This is a genomic window from Microbispora sp. CA-102843 (genome assembly GCF_050936215.1).
Classification (GTDB): domain Bacteria; phylum Actinomycetota; class Actinomycetes; order Streptosporangiales; family Streptosporangiaceae; genus Microbispora.
The window spans coordinates 5713997-5733555 of the sequence record NZ_JBNJNF010000001.1 but is presented as its reverse complement, the minus strand read 5'-3'; the positions used below and the strand labels follow the sequence as shown (position 1 = coordinate 5733555).

Below are 19559 nucleotides of genomic sequence, written 5' to 3'. Positions count from 1 at the left end.
GCGGGGCAACTCGTAATTGTTGCTGTGTGCCGAGTTTGCCCTGGCAAAAGTGATTTGTCGTGAAGAGCGACGCAGCGGTAACTTCGCGGCCTATGACCCCGACTCTGCGTACTGAGCGCCTGCTGCTGGAGCCGTACGTCCCTGAAGACGAGGAAGACTTCGTCACCCTGTTCCAGGACGGGAGGGTTTCGCAGTGGATGGGCGACGGTCCAGCCACCGAGGCGGATGACCGTGCCCTGTTCGGACGGATCTTCACAAAGGTCTACGCCCAGGATCTGTTCGACGTCTGGGCCGTTCGACGGAACGGCCGCTTCGCCGGGCACGCTGAGATCAAGCCGACGGACGTGGCGGAAGGCTACGAAATCATCTATGCGCTGACCCCTGACATGTGGGGATCGGGCCTGGGGAGAGAACTGGCCGGGGCGATCGTCGCCTACGGATTCGACACCCTGGGGCTCACGGAGGTGTACGCCACCGTGGCGGCGCCGAACAGTGCCTCGCTGGCCGTGCTGGACAGGATCGGCTTCGAGCACGTCCGGGACATGGCTGAAGACGACGGAAGCACCACTCGCGTGCTGCGCCGCCGGGCCGCGGCCCGGGACCTTCAGCGGAAGGAGCGGCGGTAGGCGGCCGGGGTGGTGCGCAGGGCGGTGTGGAAGCGGCGACGGAGGTTGACCGCCGAGGAGAGGCCGACGCGGGTGGCGATGGTCTCGACGGGCAGGTCGGTCTCCTCCAGCAGGGCGCGGGTGGCGGCCAGACGGCGTTCCAGCAGCCAGCGGGCGGGTGGGACGCCGAGCTGATCGGCGAACTGGCGGGTGAGGGTGCGGGGGGAGACGCCCGAGTAGGCGGCCATGTCCTTGACGGTGACCTGGTCGGGCAGGCGCGACAGGAGCCATTCGAGCAGGGGGGCCAGGGAGTCCGGCATGGGGCCGGTGGTGGGGAGGGGAGGGTATTGCCGCTGGCAGCCCTCGCGGTGCGGACCGGCGGCGAGTTGACGGCCGATGCGCATGGCGTGGGCCGCGCCGTACTCCTGGAGGACCTGGTGAAGGCAGAGGTCGAGGGTGGCGGCCGAGGCTCCGGCGGTGGCGACGTCGCCGTGATCCACGTAGATGACGGTGTCGTCGGGGATGACGCGGGGGTGGCGAGCGGCGAGTTCGCCGGAGAGTTCCCAGTGGACGGAGGCGCGGCGGCCGTCCAGGAGGCCCAGGGCGGCGGGGACGAAGATTCCGGCGCAGACGGCCACGATGCGGGCGCCTCGGGCATGGGCTTGGGACACCGCGTGGAGTACGGCGGGCGAGGGGGTGAGAGTCCAGCTCGCGATGACGACGGTGTCGGCGTCGCCGAGGGCTTCGAGACCGCTGTCCACCTGGATGGGGATGCCGAGGGTGGTAGGGAGGGAGCCGGGGTGTTCGGCGCACAGGCTGAAGCTGTAGTGCTGGGGGATGTCGGGGCCGTGGTAGCCGAAGACGGCTGAGGCGGAGGTGACCGGGTAGAGCTCCTGGTTCGGGGCGACCAAGGCGACCACGCGATGCGGGTTGGCGGGCGTCGGGGGCGTTTCCGGGCAATCCAGGGGCATGGCGCAAATGTACCCAATGATGTCATTTGGGACACCGGTGCTCTGATCTGGAAAAATCCAGAATCGGGGCTCATGTGGACGAGGAACTTCACCCTCTACTTCGGGGCCCGTACGATCTCGCTGCTCGGTGACGCGATGATGCCCGTCGCCTCGGCGCTGGCGATCGGGAAAGTTTATGGGATCGCGGGCGTCGGCTACGTGCTCGCGCTCTGGACCGCGTCGGCTGTGCTGGTCATGTTGTTCGGCGGGGTTGTCGCCGACCGGATCGGCGCCCGGCGCTTGATGATCGGCGCGGACACGGTCAGGGTCGTCACCCAGGGGGTCGTGGCCGTCGCCTTCCTGGACGGCGCTCCGCCGTACGCCCTGTTGCTGGTGATGGCGTTCTTGTCGGGCACGGCCGCCGGGATGTTCGAGCCGGGCGTCAACGGCATGGTCCCCCTGGTCGCCAGAGATCCGCAGCGGGCCAACGCGACGCTGAAGATCGCCGAAGCGGTCACCCAGCTGGCGGGTCCCGCACTGGCCGGAGTCCTCATCGTCGTCGCCGGGCCGGTCTTCGTCTACACGGTGGACGCCACGACGTTCCTGGTCAGCGGGGTGTGCCTGCTGCTGGTCCGGGTCGCCGTACCCAGGCCGGAGCCCTCCAACGTGCTGAGCGACCTGCGCAGGGGCTGGGAGGAGTTCAAGGCCAGGAGCTGGATGTGGTCGGTCATCCTGGTCTGGGTGTTCTGGGGCGTTCTGGTGGTCGGGCCGTACGTGCCGCTGTCGTCGCAGGTCATCGGGGCCGACTACGGCTGGGTGATGGCGGCGCTCGGCCTCGGCACCGTGCTGGGCGGGCTGGTGGCGATCAGGCTCAGGCCGCGCAGGCCGCTGGCGGCCGGGGCGGTGGCGCTGAGCGGGTACGTGGCGGTGCCGCTGACGGTCGCGCTCGGGCTGCCGCTGCCGCTGCTGATGGCGGGGCACCTGCTCGGAGGGTGCGCGTTGGCGTTCTGGTCGGTGATGTGGTCGACCAGCGTGCAGACGCAGGTCGCGCCGGACGTGATGAACCGGGTCAACGCCTACCAGGTGGCCGGGTCGGTCGCGGGCATGGCGGTCGGTCAGGCGCTGGCCGGTCCGGTCACCGCGCTGGTCGAACCACGCGCCTTCATGCTGGGGTCGGCCCTGGTGACGGTCGGCGTGGCGGCGGCGCTGCTGCTGATCAAGCCGGTCAGGCGGCTGGGCCGGGAACGTCAGGAGGCCGGAGGTCAGCCGATCTCGGTCTCGGCCGGCTTGTCGACGTAGTCGGTCATCGTCCGCAGGGCGACGAGCGCGGTGGTCTCCAGCAGTTGCCGGTCGGTCCAGCCCGCCGCGCGGGCCGCCGGCAGCAGTTCCGCGCCGTATCGCAGAACGGCGCCTACGGCCTGGTCAACATGCGGCAAGTGCGTGGACGTGCCCAACTACTCCACCGACAGCGGCGTGCAGCTGTGGCAGTGGACCTGCGGAGCCAGCAGCAACCAGACCTGGACGCTGACACCCTCCACCGTCGCCGACCGCTACCTGATCAAGAGCAACCTCAACGGCCTGTGCGTCAGCAACAAGGACAGCTCCACCGCCGGTAACAACCCGATCAGCCAGGAACCCTGCTCCGACATAGCCCGGATGCAATGGCGCTTCACCCCCACGAACGGCACCCCCACACCCACGCCCACCTCCACGGTCCCCTACTCCAACACGCCTGACGGCTTCGCCTCCACCAGCGGCATGGGCGACGGCACCACGACCGGCGGCGCGGCCGGTTCCACGGTCACCGTCACCACGTACGCCGACCTGGTGAAGTACGCCGGGGCGAGCGAGCCGTACGTCATCAAGGTCAACGGCGCGATCACCGTCTCGCCGTACGGCACGGAGATCAAGGTCGCGTCCAACAAGACCATCATCGGCGTCGGCACCAAGCCTGCGCGAGCACGTGCCGGCCGCCGGGCGTCAGGCCGTGGGGCTTGAGCCCTGATCGTCGGGGGTGCCGTCGTCCTGCTGGCATGATTCGCCGGTTGACGGACGGTATGACATTTCGTACGTTCCGCGTAGGCCGTCCCCCGGGCGCCCCGAACCGGAAGGGGTTGCAGTGACCAGCGAGCCGGATTCGAACGGGACTGCACCAAACATTGGGCCGGACATCGTGCCGGGACCACTTGCCACGCCACCGCCGGAGTTCGCCCGCAGACGCGAGTCGGGGCCGCTGGAGCCGGCGACCATGCCCAGCGGCGACCGCGTCCCGATGGCCGTCCGGTACGAGGACGTCCGCGCCCTGCTGGCCTCGCCCACATCCAGCCGCAATCTACGCCTCCCCGGGCTGCCGCGGTTCGTGAGCGGCGTCGGCATCGACGACGACCCGGACGCGCTGGTCAACCAGGATCCGCCGGAACACACGCGCTACCGCCGGATCATGCAGGGCACCTTCACCCCGCGCCAGATCGAACCGTGGCGTCCCCGCATCGCGAAGATCGCCCAAGAACTCCTCGAGGGCCTGGGCGACCCCTTCGACTTGGTCCAGGGATACGCGCTGCAGCTACCGGCCCGTGTCATCTGCGAGATGCTCGGCGTGCCGATGGACCACTACGAGCAGTTCGTCCGCTGGACGGACATGTTCCTGACCACCTCCACCGCCACCGAGCAGGCGCGTTACGAGGGCTACAGCGACTTCATGGCCTATGCCGCAGAACTGGTCGCCCAGCATCGCCTCTCACCTGGCGAGGACCTCATCGACCTGCTCATTCAGGCCAGGGACGAGGACGACCGGCTCTCGGAGGGCGAGCTCGTCAACACCGTCTTCTCTCTGATCACGGCCGGTTACGAGACGACAGCCTCAATGATCGCCCGTGGCGTGTTCCGGTTGCTCCTTCACCGAAGCCAGTGGGACGAGTTGGTCGCGGACCCGACCCTGACGGCTACCGCCGTCGAGGAGATCCTGCGCTTCGACGGGCCGCCCGCCAGTGCCTTCATGCGCCGGATCACGGAGGACACCGACCTGCCCAGTGGCTCGCTGAGCGCGGGGACGGTCGTCATGCCGAACCTGAACGCGGCCAACCACGACCCGCAGGCGTTTCCCGAGCCCGGCCGGTTCGACATCCACCGTTTCACCGACCATCCCCCCAACCCGCACGTGGCATTCGGCTACGGTCCGCACCGCTGCCTGGCCGCCAGTCTCGCCAGGGTCGAGCTCACCGAAGCGATCGGAGCCCTGGTCACTCGGCGACCCGCCCTCCGCCTGACCACCTCGCCCGAGTCGGTGACATGGGCCGATGGCCTGGTCCTGCGGCCGGTCGCCATGCGCGTCACCTCGGGCGGATGACGCTGACGGGCCCCCTCGTGGTCACCGGGGCGGTGCGGCGCTGCGGGCTGAACCGGCGTCCGCGGAGGGCTGCTCGTTCAGGCGCTGCTCGAACACCTGGCCGATCCAGCCGTTGACGTCGAACCTGTCCGTCGGCGTGAAGTCCTGCCCCTGGTAGTAGCGCACCAGGTCACCGTCGCCGCCGGCCCAGCAGTCGACCCTCAGGAGCGTGATGCCGCGGGCTCGCGCCTCCGTGCGGGCCATGTCGAGGAGAGCGGCGCCGACCCCGCGCCCTGTGAAGGACCGGGCGGTGATCAGCAGGTCGACGTACAACTCGCGCTCGTTCACCGGCGGGATGTGGGCGGGTGGCCGTTCGGTGAGCACCAGGGCCCCGGCCGGCACACCGCCGATCTCGGCGATCGACAGTCCGCCGCCGTGGGCCATGCCGCGGATGCGCTCGATCCGCTGTGGATCCTCCGACCAGGGCCGCGTGCCCCATTGACCGGCGCTTCCCCGTGCGGTCAGCCATGTGACGGCGTCGTCGAACATCTGAAGCAGTACCGGGACGTCGCCGGGACCGCCTGGACGGACGTGGATGGACATCAACGGCCTCCTTTGACATCGGCACGACGACCGTCGTGCGACTCGCGCCACGACATCATCCCTCCTCGCGCGGATCTTCCCCCAGGGGGATGCCAGGGGGATGCCGGACGGGCGGCTGCATCAGGCACCAGGAGTCCGGGTTGGGAGGCGTACGGCCCGCGGTGGCTGAGCGGCACCGGGTGTGTCGCTCAGCCACCGCAGCGATGATCAGCCGGACGCGGCGGGTGTGACCGGCCAGGCGTCGATCAGGGTCTGGTGTTCGGAATCGCCGTTCTTGCCGACGGCCTTCACCCCGACGGCACGACCTGGACGGTCTTCGAGGTCGTGATCGGTGCGAGCGAGCTGTCGTCGGTGTAGGCGCGCATCGAGTCGTTGGTGACCGATACGGTGACCGAGCCCGGCTGCAGCGCGGTGAGCGTCCGGGCCTGCGGGTCGAGGATCGCGACCTTGCGCGCGCGGCGGGCCGCGTCGATGGCCGCCTTTCCGCTGCCGATCGCCAGGTTGGACGAGCCGCCCCAGTGGACCGACATCGGGTATTGCAGCGGCACGACACGCGTACCCGCCGACACGCCTTCCGGCTGGACGATGCTGCCCGACAGCTGCGCCGTCTTGCCCACCTGCAGCGAGTCCGGGGTGTTCAGCGTGATGGACTGCGCGAAGGCGCGCACATCGGCCTCGATCCACTGCTGGTCCGCCGTGCGCCGCGAGTCGACCGACCAGCCGACCCACCCGGTGAACCCGCCGCGGTCCGGCGTGCCGTACGGGTTCTTGCCCGACGACGGCAGCACCGCGTACGGGACACCTTCGACGCGATGGACGTCGGCGATCTGGGCGTGGGATCCGACCATCGCCGCGCCCTTGTCCGTGGAGTCACGGAAGTCCGTGAGCATCCTCTCGATGAGCGCGACCTCGTCGCGGTCGCCGAGCTGGCTGGACTTCGCGTCGTCAGGGTCGTCCACCGGGTGGTGGGCGAACACCAGCACGTTGCGCACCGTCGGGTCGTTCTCGGCGTCGGCGAGCGCCTTCTGCGTCATCGGCAGCTGGTCCCACGCCGTCCCGCGCAGCGAGCCGAGGGAACTGGCGAGCAGGATGAAGCGGGTGCCCTTGTGGTCGAACGTCCGGTACGGCCGGCCGAACTGGTCGGTGAAGTTCGTCAGGTCGGACTGGACGTTGTTGAGGCCGTAGGACTCGTGGTTGCCCGGCACGTAATAACACGGGACCGAGCCGGCCGCCGGGTCCGGCGTGCTGTCCTTCGCCGGCTCCTGACCGACCGGGATCAGGTCGCACCCGGCGTCGGTGAGCACCTGCCGGGCCAGCGCGAGGTCCTGCGGCAGGCCACGGTCGGTGATGTCACCGTTGAGCACGATCAGGTCCGGCTTGGTCGCGCGGATCCGCTTGATGGCGGCCGTCGCGACCTGGGTCAGCGCCGGGTTGTCGGCCGTGAACTGCACGTCCGACAGCGTGGCGAACCGCCAGGTGCCGCCGCCCGCAGGCAGCGAGCCGTCGGCGGAGACCATCGGGTCGGGCTGCAGGTCGGCCCGGGCAGGCAGGTCGATCGACGTCGGTACGTCGGCCTCGATGCGGTCCAGGACGAACGTGCCCGGCTTCTGCTGGGCGACGTTGGTGTTGATGCCCTGGAAGCTCGAGATCGAGATCGGGAACGCCGTGTTGGCCGGCAGCGTCCACGTCGCGTACTGCCAGTCGCTGCTCGCGGTCAGGCCGGTGCCGTAGACGCCGCCGCTCTTACCGGTCGCGTCGAAGTAGCCCATGTAGGTCAGACCGCTGGGCACGCTGATGCTCGACTTGATCCGCATCCGCAGGCGCAGCGGCTGGCCGGGCACCTGGACGCGCTGGGCCGCCGATGCGGCCGCGATGCCCACGTTGCGCATCCCCTGGAAGTCGATCCGCAGGCCGTCGGGGTCCACCGAGAACGTCGTGGCCGCCGTGCTGTTGTTGCGCCAGCGGGCGAGCACGTCGTCATTGAAGTCGTAGACCGTCTGTGTCTGGACGCCGATCGTGATCGGGAGCTTCACCGACTTGCCGGCGACCGAGATGGTCAGGATCGTGCCCGCGTTGGTCAGCGGGGTGATCTTCAACGTGCCGTCCACCGGCCGGATGTCCACGACGCTGTGGTCATAGTCCAGCGAGAGGTCCTGCGGGTCGATCGGGGCCGTGTAGCCCTGGTCGTCGCGGCCGGTCACGGAGACGGTGGCCGCAGAGGAGGGCGTCGCATCGGCGATCGCCAGGCGCTGGGACGACAGCTCGACGCTGGTGACCGGGCCCAGGACGGTGACCTTCTCGTGCACCACCTCGCCACCGATCTTGGCTTTGACGTTGATCTGGTCGCGCTGCTTGTCCGGGGCCGCGAGCACGCCGTCCGTGACGGAGGCTCCGGACCCTGACCACCTCACGGACGCCGGGTCGACCGTCACCGGCGTCTGGTGGTCGTCGACGCCCTGCGCGATCAGCGCGCGGTGCAGCCCCGGGAACACCTTCACGCCACCATCGGCCGACGCCGCGCCCGGCGCGGGCTTGATGAGCAGCTGATGCAGCTTGCCGTCGCCCTTCGCGACGAACACGCCCACGCCGTTCGGGTCGCTGCGCTCACCGCCGTCGGACGGGGCGTTGCGGAGGGTCGCGTCCTGCGCGCCGAGCGCGCGGGCGACCATCGTGGTCGAGCCGCCGCCGTCGAGGTTGACCGCGGTCTCGACGCCCATCGCGGCCAGGTCACGCGCCTCCTTGTCGATCCCGACGCCGCCCTTGCCGGTGCCGCCCGGGCCGTCCCAGGTGGCCAGCACGAGCGTGCGGCCGGCGTCCTTGAAGCCGAGTGCGGTACGCGGAGCGATCGACGTGTCCAGGCCGTTGACGACCTGGCCGCCGGAGACGATGGTGCCGCCGTGGCCGAGGGCGAACTTCATCGTCTTGGCGACATCGTCAGCCAGCGCGTAGCTGAGCTTCACCGGGTCGCCGGGCCGCAGCGCACGGATCGCGGTCGCCGCGGCGTCGCGCCCGACGAGCACGACACCGTCCTGCGGGATCGGCCCCGAACCCGCGGGGCCGTTCGGCGTGACCGACACCACCGAGCCGTTCTCGACCAGCACCTCGGCGATCTGGTTGTCGGCCACGCCCGTCAGGCCGCGGTTGCGGCTGTAGTCGCCCCACGCGGACGTGAACGCGATCAGACCGTCCGCCGGGACCCCGCGCCCGTTCGCGGCGTTGATCGACAAGACCGTGTGGTCCACCCCCGCGAAGTTCGCGGTCGCGTTGACCGTGAGGTCCACAAGCCGGGCAATCCTGTCATCGCTGACCCCGACGTGCTGGCGGCCGCCGATATCGGCGGTCTTGAGCAGCTGCCCGTTCTGGATCTCGCCGCCCAGTGCCGCGTTGGAGCTGCCGATGTCGAAGAACTCGCCGTTGACGCCGGCGACCGCGCCGGCCTTGTTGGCGGCCACGCTCAGCGGCCCACCGGACGCGACCGGTCCAGCGGTCAGCAGGTCCGTGGTGACCGCGTTGTTCGACAGATCCACGGTCAGGAACTGCGCGTCGTACCAGCCCTGCTGGTCCAGCGCCTTCACGTGCCGCAGGTTGACCCCCGGACCGATCTCCTCAGTCCTGTTGATCAAAGGGAGTCCACCGGTGACCGGCGCCGGTGGACCCACGCTCGCGTGCGCGGTGGCCGGGAAGAACGCCAGTGTGGACACCGTGGCGAGAGCCACCAGCAGTGGCCTCGTACGCCGATGGTTCAAAACCATCAATCTCATAGGAACCCCGACTAACAGAGTGACAACGCGCCCTAGTGATCAAAAGGTGCGCCAGGGCATCAAAGTGATCCACTGAGAAAGGCGGATGACGCCACTCCAAGGCCGTCGTGAACACCGGCGGAACAGGCGATCGCACCCGCGCGGTACACCGCCTCGACCGATCCGCGAACACCGTCCGCGTCCGGCTCTTGACGCCCAGAAATCGATCCCTGATCGTCGGGTAGATGCCGAGAGACTGACCGCCGTGGTGGCCGTTCTGAACCGGCGTACGCGACCGGGCTTTCAGCCTTCGTGGATCCGGCCGGCCTCGACGACGACGCGGCGTGTGGTGTGGACGGCCTTCAGCATGCGCCGGTCGTGGGTGACGAGCAGCAGGGTCCCCGTGTACGAGGCGAGCGCGGACTCCAGCTGTTCGATAGCCGGCAGGTCGAGATGGTTGGTGGGCTCGTCCAGGACGAGCAGGTTGACCCCACGGGCCTGAAGGAGAGCGAGGGCCGCCCTCGTGCGCTCGCCCGGCGACAGCGTGGCGGCCGGGCGGAGCACGTGGTCGGCGCGCAGGCCGAACTTGGCCAGCACCGTGCGGACGTCGGCGGGCGGCAGGTCGACGAGCGCGCCGAACGCGTCGAGCAGCGGCTCGTCGCCTTCGAAGAGGGCGCGGGCCTGGTCGACCTCGCCGACGACCACACCGGGGCCGAGCGCCGCCGTCCCGTCGGCGAGGGGTACCCGGCCGAGCAGCACGCCGAGCAGGGTGCTCTTGCCCGAGCCGTTCGCGCCGGTGATCGCGACCCGGTCCGCCCAGTCGATCTGCAGGTCGACGGGCCCGAGCGTGAAGGCGCCACGTCGTGCGACCGCGCCGCGCAGCGTTGCGACCACGGCCCCGGAGCGAGGCGCGGCGGCGATCTCCATCCGCAGCTCCCACTCCTTACGCGGCTCCTCGACGACTTCCAGCCGCTCGATCAGTTTCTCGGTCTGCCGGGCCTTGGACGCCTGCTTCTCCGTCGCCTCGGTGCGGAACTTCCGCCCGATCTTGTCGCCGTCGGTGGCCTTGCGGCGCGCGTTCTTGACGCCCTTCTCCATCCAGGCGCGCTGGGACCTGGCGCGGGCTTCCAGAGACGCCTTGGTGTCGGCGTACTCCTCGTACTGCTCGCGTGCGTGCCTGCGCGCGACGTCGCGCTCCTCCAGGTAGGCGTCGTAACCGCCGCCGTACGCGCGGACCTGCTGCTGAGCCAGGTCGAGCTCGACCACCCTGTTCACCGTACGGGCGAGGAACTCGCGGTCGTGACTGACGACCACGGTCCCGGCGCGCAGTCCCGTCACGAAGCGTTCGAGCCGGTCCAGGCCGTCGAGGTCGAGGTCGTTGGTGGGTTCGTCGAGCAGGAACACGTCGTAACGGCTGAGCAGCAGCGAGGCCAGCCCCACCCGGGCCGCCTGGCCGCCGGACAGGGACGCCATCTCCTGCTCCAGGCCGACCGTGAGCCCGAGGTCGGCGGCCACCTCCGCGGCCCGCTCCTCCAGGTCGGCGCCGCCGAGGGCGAGCCAGCGATCGAGGGCCTCGGCGTACGCGTCGCCGGGATCGCCGTTTACGAGCGCCTCGGTGGCCGCGTCGAGCGCCCGCTGTGCGGCGGCGACCCCGGTCCGGCGGGCGAGGAAGGCGGCGACGGTCTCACCGGGCCGCCGTTCGGGCTCCTGCGGCAGGTGGCCGACGTTGGCGGTGGGCGGGCTGAGTCGTACGCTGCCGTGCTCGGGGGCGTCGAGGCCGGCCAGCAGGCGCAGCAGCGTCGACTTGCCCGCGCCGTTCACCCCCACCAGCCCCACGACGTCCCCGGGTGCGACGACCAGATCGAGATCCGCGAACAGGACGCGGTCGCCGTGCCCGGCGGTGAGTTCCTTCGCGACAAGAGTGGCGCTCATCAGGACACAGACCCTACCGGGTCCCGAGCCGGCCCCGCCGAACGGTCTCACGGGCGGAGCGCCGCCGCGCCGCACTCGGCCAGGTCGTCCAGACAGGGAAGGGTGGGCTCGGAGCGCCCATCGAGGAGGGTGCCGAGCCGGTCGGGCCGGATCAGATCCCAGCGGTAGGGCCGGTTCGGTGTCGTCATCGCAATCATGGTGACGTGCCGCTCCGGCCCGGTCACCCGAATATTCCTAGAGGTCCTCGGCGAGGGAGAGCAGGCGGGTGACGGTGTTCCAGTTGCGCATGGTCGCCGGGCCGGTCGAATGCTTCTCCAAGAGAGGCGGCAGCTTGGGACGCCGCAGCCCGTCGGGGAAGTAGATGTAGAGCTCCCGCTCGCCTATCCGCATCTCCTCCGGGGCGTACGCCGCCGGATCGATGCTCGCCAGCCCGTCCCGGTCCGGCGGCCGGGCCAGGAAGGCCACGGCGAACCGGGCGGGGTCCCGGACCTCAAGGGGGTTGTGCTCCACCACGCCGCGAAGCTGCTCAGCCGTACGGACGATCACCGCGACGGACAAGCCGAGCTCCTCCTGGAGCCCGCGCTCGATCGCGGCGGCGATCGACTCGGCGTCCCCGTCCGCGGTGAACAGGGCGTTCCCGCTGCGCAGGTGCGTGCGCGCGTTCCCGTACCCGAGCCGTTCCAGCAGTGCCCTGAGATCGGCCATCGCCACCGTGGTGGCGGGGCTGACGTTGATGCCGCGTAACAGCGCCACGTATCGCATTGGCATCGCCTCCTTCCGGCGGGAGGCTACAGCCCATTCATGTCAGAGGGCGTCAGGTATCGGGCTGTCATCTGGTCGGCGGCTTGGACGTACGGACATCCTCGCTGGTAAACGAGTTATCTGTTAACAACCTTGACAATTGGGAGCCTCGGTCCCGACCATGGGATCACGGATCCGTACTGTCCAGCGGCTCGCTGGTGAACCAACCCACCGGTGACGTCGCCGGCGCGCCATCACACCCCCCGCGATCGGCGCCATGGCTCCGATCACTCCTGGTTCAGGAGACCTCCATGCGAAAGCGCACACCTCGCCTGCTGACGCTGGCAGCATCGCTGCTGCTGGCGGCCACGGGCGCCGTCCTCACGCAGACACCGGCCACCGCGGCCAATCTGCTCGTGAACTCCGACTTCGAGACCGGCAATCTCGCCCCCTGGTCCTGCACCGGCGGCCTGGGGTCGGTGGTCGGCTCCCCGGTCCACGCCGGCGGCAAGGCGCTGGCCGGCGCGGCCAGCGGCTCGGACAACGCGCAGTGCACCCAGACCGTGTCCGTGAAGCCGAACACCGCCTACACCCTGAGCGCCTGGGTCCGCGGAAGCTACGTGTACTTCGGCGTGGACGGCGGATCGTCCACCTGGACTTCGTCGCCGTCCGCCTACACGCAGCTCCGCGTGTCCTTCACCACCGGTGCCAGCCAGACGAGCGCGGTGGTCTACCTGCACGGCTGGTATGGCCAGGGCACCTACTACGCCGACGACATCAGCTTCGACGGCCCCGGCGGGCCGTCGCCGTCGCCTTCTTCGTCACCCTCTCCGTCATCGTCCCCGTCCCCGTCCCCGTCCCGATCGCCGTCGCCGTCGCCTTCTCCGTCACTTTCACCTTCCCCCTCTCCCTCCTCCTCGCCGTCGCCGGGAGACACGACGTGCCCGGTGAAGGGGCGGCCGGCCGGCAAGGTCATCCAGGGATACTGGGAGAACTGGGACGGCTCGTCCAACGGCGTGCACCCGCCGTTCGGCTGGACGCCGATCAACGACGCCCGCATCCGGCAGCACGGCTACAACGTGATCAACGCGGCGTTCCCGGTCATCCGCTCGGACGGCACGGTCCTGTGGGAAGACGGCATGGACAGCACCGTCAAGGTCTCCACGCCGGCTGAGATGTGCCAGGCCAAGGCCGACGGCGCGACGATCCTGATGTCCATCGGCGGAGCCACCGCGGGCATCGATCTCAGCTCCAGCAGCGTCGCCGACCGCTTCGTCGAGACCATCGTGCCGATTCTCAAGAAGTACAACTTCGACGGCATCGACATCGACATCGAGACCGGCCTCAGCGGCAGCGGCAGCATCACCCAGTTGTCCGCCTCCCAGTCCAACCTCATCCGCATCATCGACGGCGTGCTCGCCCAGATGCCGTCGAACTTCGGCCTGAGCATGGCCCCCGAGACGGCGTACGTCACCGGAGGTAGCGTCACCTACGGTTCGATCTGGGGCGCCTACCTGCCGATCATCAAGAAGTACGTGGACAACGGCCGCCTGTGGTGGCTGAACATGCAGTACTACAACGGAAGCATGTACGGCTGCTCGGGTGACTCCTACTCCGCCGGGACGGTCCAGGGCTTCGTCGCCCAGACGACCTGCCTGGACAAGGGCCTGGTCATCCAGGGCACCACGATCAGGGTCCCGTACGACAAGCAGGTCCCCGGCCTGCCCGCCCAGCCCGGCGCCGGAGGCGGCTACATGTCGCCGTCCCTGGTGAGCCAGAGCTGGAACAGCTTCAACGGCCAGCTCAAGGGTCTGATGACCTGGTCCATCAACTGGGACGGGTCGAAGGGCTGGACCTTCGGCGACAACGCCAGGTCGCTCCAGGGCCGTTAGACCGGGCCTGACACCGCCCAACGAGCGCGAAGGCCGCTCCCTCTCGATCGGGGAGCGGCCTTCGCCCGCATTCCCGGTCCTTGCGGTACTGCCGCGTGCGTCTCCGCTGGTGAGGCGGTTAATTGTTAAGAACCTTGACAAATAGGCTCGCCGATCCCGACCATGGAGTACGCGGATCCGTGTGCTCGTCCAGCAGCTCGCTGCTGTAGCAAATCCACCGGCGGCCTCGCCGGTGCACCAATCACCCCCCACGATCGGCGTCAAGCCGCCGATCACTCCTGGTGCAGGAGATTTCATGCGTCCACGCACACTGCTGCGCGCCGCTGTGGCCTTGATCGCCACCGCCACCGCGACGCTCGGCCTCACCGCGACCCAGACCGCCTCAGCGCAGGCGGCGACCACACGGGCGACCGCCGCACAGGCCGCGGCCGCCCTACCCGCGCACGTGTTCGCGCCTTACTTCGAGGCGTGGACCGGCGAGGACCCCGCGACGCTCTCTCAGCAGTCCGGGGCGAAATATCTGTCCATGGCGTTCCTCCAGGCCGCGACGAAGGGCTCGTGCACGGCCTACTGGAACGGCGACACCAGCATGCCGATCGCCTCCTCGACGTTCGGTGCGTCGATCACGAAGATCCGGAACGCCGGCGGCGACGTCATCCCGTCCTTCGGCGGTTACACGGCGACCAACACCGGCACCGAGATCGCCGACAGCTGCACCAACGTCAACTCGATCGCAGCCGTCTTCCAGAGCGTGATCAACACGTACGGGGTCACCAGGATCGACCTCGACATCGAAGACAACTCGCTGAACAACAGCGCCGGGATCGACCGCCGCAACAAGGCGATCAAGCTGACCGAGGACTGGGCCGCCGCCAACGGCAAGACCGTCCAGTTCGCGTACACGCTGCCGACGACCACACACGGCCTCGCCGACAGCGGCCTGGCCGTGCTGCGGAACGCCAAGACGAACAACGCCAGGATCGACGTCGTGAACATCATGACGTTCGACTACTACGACGGCGCCAACCACAACATGGCGACCGACACCCAGACCGCGGCGACCGGGCTCCACGACCAGCTCGCCGCCCTCTACCCGGACAAGACGTCCGACCAGGTCTGGAACATGATCGGCGTCACCGAGATGATCGGCATCGACGACTACGGCCCGGCCGAGACGTTCCGCACCGCGGACGCCGCGCCCGTGCTGAACTGGGCCACCGGCAAGGGCCTCGCGATGATCTCGTTCTGGGCGCTCCAGCGCGACAACGGCGGTTGCCCCGGCACCGGCGGTTCGGACAGCTGCTCGGGCATCGAGCAGAGCACCTGGTTCTTCAGCCAGACGTTCGCCCCGTTCTCCGGCGGCGGCCAGCAGCCCCCGGACAACGACTTCTCGATCTCCGTGTCACCCTCGTCCGGCTCGGTCGATCCCGGCGGGACGGCGACGGCCACCGTGAGCACCGCGGTGACCAAGGGCGACGCGCAGACCGTCACCCTCACCGCCGCCGGGGCGCCCTCCGGGGTGACCGCGACGCTCAGCCCCGCCTCCGTCACGGCCGGCGGTAGCTCGACGCTGACCCTGGCCACCACCTCGGCGGCCCAGCCCGGAACGTACCCGATCACCGTCACCGGCACCTCACCGTCCGGAAGCCACACCACGACCTTCAACCTGAAGATCAACGGATCGACCGGCGGCGGCACGGTCGGCAACCCCGGCTTCGAGTCCGGCGGCCTCAGCCCGTGGGTCTGCCAGTCCGGCAGCGCGGTCGTCGGCACCCCGGCACACTCCGGCTCGCACGCCCTGCAGGTCACCCCGACGCAGAGCCAGACCGGCCAGTGCACCCAGTCGCTGACGCTTGAGCCCAACCACCAGTACACGCTGAAGGCCTGGGTGCAGGGCAACTTCGCCTTCCTCGGCGTGTCCGGCGGCGCGACCGGCTCCACCTGGACCTCGTCGGCCGGCTGGAAGGAACTGTCCGTGTCCTTCACCACCGGCTCGTCCGGCGCCGTGACCGTCTACGTCAACGGCTGGTACGGCCAGGGCAACGTCTACGCCGACGACTTCTCCATCGCCTGATCGGATAGGCGTCGATCTCGCGGCCGCCGTACTCCGTTCGAACCGGAGTACGGCGGCTTCCGCCCTACAGGGCGGGCGACGTGGACGACGTGGACGCCACGTCAGACGGAGCGGGCGAGATCGGCCTCGACGGCGCCTGCGATACGGGAGAGGGTGTCGACCAGTGACGGCAGCCGGTGCTTGTCGTAGCGTCCGCTCGGCATCGACACCGACAGGCCGGCGAGGGCGGTCCCGTCCGGGGCCCTGACCGGCACACCGAGCGCCACCACGCCGCGCTCCGAGCGGCCCTGGTTGAGCGCGAAACCCTTGCGCCGCACCCGGGCCAGCTCGGCCCGCAGCCGGTCCAGGTCGGGCCGCGCAGTAAGCCGCTCAGGGGGCCGGTCGGCGTACCGCTCGGCCGGGTAGACCGCCTCGAGTTCCTCGTCGGTCAGCTCCGCCAGCAGCAGCAGCCCCGTCGTGGTGTGGTGGGCCGGGAACACCATGCCCTCGCGGGAGCCCACCCGCAGGATCTGGAAGCACTCGACACTGGCGATGAAGCGGATCGTGTCCCCGGTGCGCACCGCCAGGTTGGCGGATTCGTCGAGCATGCCGACCAGCCGGTGCAGGTGCGGCAGGGCCGCAGCCCGCAGACGAGACACGACCGAGGGCGAGTGGGCCGCGAGCTCCAGGATCGGGCCGGCCCGGTAGAGGCGCCGCTCGTCCTGGACCGCGAAGTCCCGGTAAACCAGCATCGCGAGCAGCCGGTGCGCGGTGGAGCGGGCCACGCCCAGCCGCTCGGCGACCTCCGAGACGGTCAGCTCGCCCTCCAGTTGCAGCATCGCGGCGATCCGCAGCGCGTGGTCCACGCTGTTGATCATGTAGGTCGGCGGATTCTTCAGTGGCTTGCCCACGGCCCCTAGTTCCTCTGGGTTCTGCAGAGCAGAATTACAGGTTCTTCATGGTGGTACAGCAGCAACATTAGCCGTATGACCACCCCTGTGACCACGCCAGAGTCCCCGGTGCGGCTCCGTGCGGTCGACTCACCGGACCAGCCCGACGTCACCCCCGCACTCGAAGACCTCTACCGCGGTTTCGAGCGGCAGCTGCTCGTGCCGCTGTGGACGGAGATCGGCGACCTGATGCCGGCGCATCCCCGTTCGCGCGCGGTGCCGCACCTGTGGCGCTGGGAGAACCTGCGGCGGCTCGCCGAGCAGGCCGGCGACCTGGTCCCGGTCGGCCGCGGGGGAGAGCGGCGGGCGATCGCGCTGGCCAACCCCGCGCTGGGCGGACGGCCCTTCGCGACGCCCACGCTGTGGGCCGCGATCCAGTACCTGATGCCGGGGGAGGACGCTCCGGAACATCGCCACACGCAGCACGCCTTCCGCTTCGTCGTCGAGGGCGAGGGCGTGTGGACGGTCGTCGGCGGCGACGCGGTCCCGATGCGCCGCGGTGACTTCCTCCCGCAGGCCGGCTGGAACTGGCACGCCCACCACAACGCGACCGGCGAGCCGATGGCCTGGCTCGACGGCCTGGACATCCCCTTCCAATACGTCACCGAGACGCAGTTCTTCGAGTTCGGCCGCGACGAGATCAGCGACGCCGAGCGGATCACCCCCGAGCGGTCGCGCTCCGAGCGGCTCTGGGGCCACCCCGGCCTGCGCCCGCTGTCGGTCGGCGAGCTCACCCCGGGCACCCCGCTGCTGTCCTACAAGTGGGAGTTCACCGACCGGGCCCTGGCCGATCAGCTCGCCCTGGAGGCCGAGGGCTTCGGCGGCACCGTCGAGCCCGGCCACGCCGCCGTCCGCTACAGCAACCCCGCCACCGGCGCCGACGTGCTGCCCACGCTCCGCGCCGAGATGCACCGCATCGCGCGCGGCGCCGAGACCGCTCCGGTCCGCGAGACCGGCTCGTCGGTCTACCAGGTCTTCGACGGCTCCGGAACCGTGACCGTCGGCGACAGGACGTGGACGGTCACCCGCGGCGACCTGTTCGCCGTCCCGTCCTGGCAGCCCTTCTCGGCCCGGTCCGAGGCGGGCTCCACCGACTCCGACTCCGGCGCGCTGGACCTGTTCCGGTTCAGCGACTCTCCCGTCTTCGAGGCTCTCCAGCTCGACCGCGCCCAGCGCGACACCCGTATCGAAGGGACCACCCGATGAAGCTCGCCACCCTCCGCATCGACGGCTCGACCCGCGCCGTACGGCTCGACGGCGACCGGCTGGTCGACCTCGGCGCCGCCGACCTCGGTGAACTCCTCTCCCAGGACGGCTGGGCCGCCGAGGCCGCCGCCGTCGACGCGGGCGCGGCCACGACCTACCCCGTCGAGAGCGCCGACTTCGCGCCGGTCGTCCCGCGGCCTTCGAAGGTCGTCTGCGTGGGCCTGAACTACAAGAACCACATCCAGGAGATGGGCCGCGACCTGCCGCAGTACCCCACCCTGTTCGCCAAGTTCGCCGACTGCCTCATCGGCGCGGCCGACGACATCGCCCGCCCCGAGGAGACCGCGGAGTTCGACTGGGAGGTCGAACTCGCCGTCGTGATCGGAAAGCCGGTCCGCCGCGCCAAGGGCGCCGAGGCCGAGGCCGCGATCGCCGGCTTCACCGTCCTCAACGACGTCACCTGCCGCGACTGGCAGTTCCGCACCCGCGAGTGGCTGCAGGGCAAGATGTGGGACTCCTCCACTCCCGTCGGCCCCTACCTCGTCACCCCCGACGAACTGCCCGGCGGCGTACGCCCCGAGCTCGAGGTCACCCTCAGCGTCGACGGCGAGGTCATGCAACAGGACAACACGGGCGACCTGCTCTTCGACCCGGTCGCACTGGTCGAGTACGTCTCGACCATCGTGCGCCTCAACCCCGGCGACGTCATCGCCACCGGCACCCCCGGCGGCGTCGGCCACGCCCGCACCCCCAAGCGCTACCTGACCGGCGGCGAGCGCGTCGTCGCCGAGATCCGGGGCATCGGCCGGCTCGAGAACACCGTGGCCAAGGACGGGGCGGTCTGATGCGCCGCACCTTCGACGACACCCTGAGCTGGAGCGGGACGGGCACCGAACTGCTCCTCGGCGCCGTCGCCGGGTGGGGCGAGGAGCAGTACCTCGCCCCCTCCGGGCTCCCCGGCTGGACCCGCAAGCACCTGGTGGCCCACCTGGCGGCGAACGCCGACGCACTGAGCAACCTGGTGCACTGGGCCGCCACCGGCGAGAAGACCCCGATGTACTCCTCGCCCCAGCAGCGCGACGCCGACATCGAGACCGGCTCCCGCAAGCCGGCCGCCGAGCTGGCCGCCTGGCTGAGCTCGTCCGCCGAACGGCTCGCCGCGGGCATCGCCGGGCTGAACGACGACCAGTGGAACGCCGAGGTCGTCACAGCCCAGGGCCGTACCGTCCCCGCGACCGAGATCCCGTGGCTGCGCTCCCGCGAGGTCTGCGTCCACGTCGTCGACCTGGCCTCCGGCATCGCCTTCACCGACCTGCCCGCCGGATTCCTGACCGCCCTCGCCGACGACATCGCCGCCAAGCGCGGCAGCGCCGCGGGTCCCGCGGTCGTCCTGGCCGCCACCGACACCGGCGACCGCTTGGAGTTGCCCGGTGAGGGTGAGCCCGCCACCGTCGACGGCCCGCTCGCCGACGTCGCGGCGTACCTCGCCGGACGCCCGCACGCCCTGACCACCTCCGACGGCTCCCTCGCGCCGACCCTGCCGGCGTGGTTGTGAGCGTCCC

General features: G+C 70.0%; 17 protein-coding genes. 9 read left to right on the top strand and 8 right to left on the bottom strand.

The genetic code is table 11. The features are described 5' to 3' along the window. Nucleotides 1-92: 92 nt before the first annotated feature. Nucleotides 93-626, top strand: coding sequence for a GNAT family N-acetyltransferase (locus ACQEVJ_RS26675; protein WP_433105563.1), 534 nt, complete (start codon nt 93-95; stop codon nt 624-626). Here ACQEVJ_RS26675 and ACQEVJ_RS26670 read toward each other — a convergent pair. Then, on the bottom strand, nt 605-1576 hold the full coding sequence (locus ACQEVJ_RS26670) for a GlxA family transcriptional regulator (RefSeq protein ID WP_433105561.1): 972 nt from the start codon (nt 1574-1576) through the stop codon (nt 605-607). The genes ACQEVJ_RS26675 and ACQEVJ_RS26670 overlap by 22 nt on opposite strands. 72 nt (nt 1577-1648) lie before the next feature. Here ACQEVJ_RS26670 and ACQEVJ_RS26665 point away from each other — a divergent pair, with 72 nt between their 5' ends. Next, the gene (locus tag ACQEVJ_RS26665; RefSeq protein WP_433105559.1) at nt 1649-2854 is read left to right on the top strand and encodes an MFS transporter; all 1206 of its coding nucleotides are present in this window, start codon (nt 1649-1651) and stop codon (nt 2852-2854) included. Here the strand turns inward: ACQEVJ_RS26665 and ACQEVJ_RS26660 are convergent. Continuing rightward, a complete protein-coding gene (locus tag ACQEVJ_RS26660) occupies nt 2818-2991 on the bottom strand; it encodes a hypothetical protein (protein WP_433105557.1) in 174 nt (57 codons plus the stop codon). The genes ACQEVJ_RS26665 and ACQEVJ_RS26660 overlap by 37 nt on opposite strands. A gap of 4 nt (nt 2992-2995) precedes the next feature. On the opposite strand from ACQEVJ_RS26660, the gene ACQEVJ_RS26655 reads away from it, so the two are divergent. Together ACQEVJ_RS26655 and ACQEVJ_RS26650 are read left to right on the top strand one after the other, a co-directional pair. After that, the gene (locus tag ACQEVJ_RS26655; RefSeq protein WP_433105555.1) at nt 2996-3553 is read left to right on the top strand and encodes an RICIN domain-containing protein; all 558 of its coding nucleotides are present in this window, start codon (nt 2996-2998) and stop codon (nt 3551-3553) included. Between the two features lie 175 nt (nt 3554-3728). After that, complete coding sequence (locus ACQEVJ_RS26650) at nt 3729-4901, top strand: cytochrome P450 (RefSeq protein WP_433105553.1); 1173 nt, start codon at nt 3729-3731, stop codon at nt 4899-4901. Between the two features lie 21 nt (nt 4902-4922). Here ACQEVJ_RS26650 and ACQEVJ_RS26645 read toward each other — a convergent pair whose 3' ends face one another. The 5 genes from ACQEVJ_RS26645 to ACQEVJ_RS26625 all read right to left on the bottom strand — a co-directional run bounded on the left by ACQEVJ_RS26645 (nt 4923) and on the right by ACQEVJ_RS26625 (nt 11923). Next, a complete protein-coding gene (locus tag ACQEVJ_RS26645) occupies nt 4923-5483 on the bottom strand; it encodes a GNAT family N-acetyltransferase (protein WP_433105551.1) in 561 nt (186 codons plus the stop codon). A 287-nt stretch (nt 5484-5770) separates the two neighbouring features. Further along, entirely contained in the window at nt 5771-9106 is a 3336-nt protein-coding gene (locus ACQEVJ_RS26640) for a phosphodiester glycosidase family protein (RefSeq protein ID WP_433105549.1), read from the bottom strand. A gap of 420 nt (nt 9107-9526) precedes the next feature. Beyond that, entirely contained in the window at nt 9527-11155 is a 1629-nt protein-coding gene (locus ACQEVJ_RS26635; protein WP_433105547.1) for an ABC-F family ATP-binding cassette domain-containing protein, read from the bottom strand. Between the two features lie 47 nt (nt 11156-11202). Further along, nucleotides 11203-11343: a hypothetical protein gene (locus ACQEVJ_RS26630; RefSeq protein ID WP_433105545.1), complete on the bottom strand. Its 141-nt coding sequence runs from the start codon at nt 11341-11343 to the stop codon at nt 11203-11205. 46 nt (nt 11344-11389) lie between these two features. Then, nucleotides 11390-11923 carry a DUF1697 domain-containing protein gene (locus ACQEVJ_RS26625; RefSeq protein WP_433105543.1) on the bottom strand — a complete coding sequence of 178 codons (534 nt, stop codon included), beginning with the start codon at nt 11921-11923 and terminating at the stop codon, nt 11390-11392. 284 nt (nt 11924-12207) lie between these two features. Between ACQEVJ_RS26625 and ACQEVJ_RS26620 the strand changes: the two genes are divergently transcribed. Together ACQEVJ_RS26620 and ACQEVJ_RS26615 are read left to right on the top strand one after the other, a co-directional pair. Next, nucleotides 12208-13788: a glycosyl hydrolase family 18 protein gene (locus ACQEVJ_RS26620; protein WP_433105541.1), complete on the top strand. Its 1581-nt coding sequence runs from the start codon at nt 12208-12210 to the stop codon at nt 13786-13788. Between the two features lie 295 nt (nt 13789-14083). Then, nucleotides 14084-15862 (top strand): glycosyl hydrolase family 18 protein, encoded by a 1779-nt coding sequence (locus ACQEVJ_RS26615; RefSeq protein ID WP_433105539.1) that lies wholly within the window; start codon nt 14084-14086, stop codon nt 15860-15862. Nucleotides 15863-15963: 101 nt separating this feature from the next. On the opposite strand, the gene ACQEVJ_RS26610 is transcribed toward ACQEVJ_RS26615, so the two are convergent. Continuing rightward, complete coding sequence (locus tag ACQEVJ_RS26610; RefSeq protein ID WP_433105537.1) at nt 15964-16752, bottom strand: IclR family transcriptional regulator; 789 nt, start codon at nt 16750-16752, stop codon at nt 15964-15966. A 75-nt stretch (nt 16753-16827) separates the two neighbouring features. On the opposite strand from ACQEVJ_RS26610, the gene ACQEVJ_RS26605 reads away from it, so the two are divergent. Genes ACQEVJ_RS26605 through ACQEVJ_RS26595 form a run of 3 tightly spaced genes read left to right on the top strand, consistent with a single transcriptional unit; the run spans nt 16828 to nt 19552 of the window. Further along, nucleotides 16828-17997: a cupin domain-containing protein gene (locus ACQEVJ_RS26605; protein WP_433105535.1), complete on the top strand. Its 1170-nt coding sequence runs from the start codon at nt 16828-16830 to the stop codon at nt 17995-17997. Continuing rightward, complete coding sequence (locus ACQEVJ_RS26600) at nt 17994-18842, top strand: fumarylacetoacetate hydrolase family protein (RefSeq protein ID WP_433105533.1); 849 nt, start codon at nt 17994-17996, stop codon at nt 18840-18842. The genes ACQEVJ_RS26605 and ACQEVJ_RS26600 overlap by 4 nt, the downstream gene beginning before the upstream one ends. Beyond that, nucleotides 18842-19552 (top strand): maleylpyruvate isomerase family mycothiol-dependent enzyme, encoded by a 711-nt coding sequence (locus ACQEVJ_RS26595; protein ID WP_433105531.1) that lies wholly within the window; start codon nt 18842-18844, stop codon nt 19550-19552. Before ACQEVJ_RS26600 ends, ACQEVJ_RS26595 begins: the two co-directional genes overlap by 1 nt. The last annotated feature ends 7 nt before the right edge of the window (nt 19553-19559 follow it).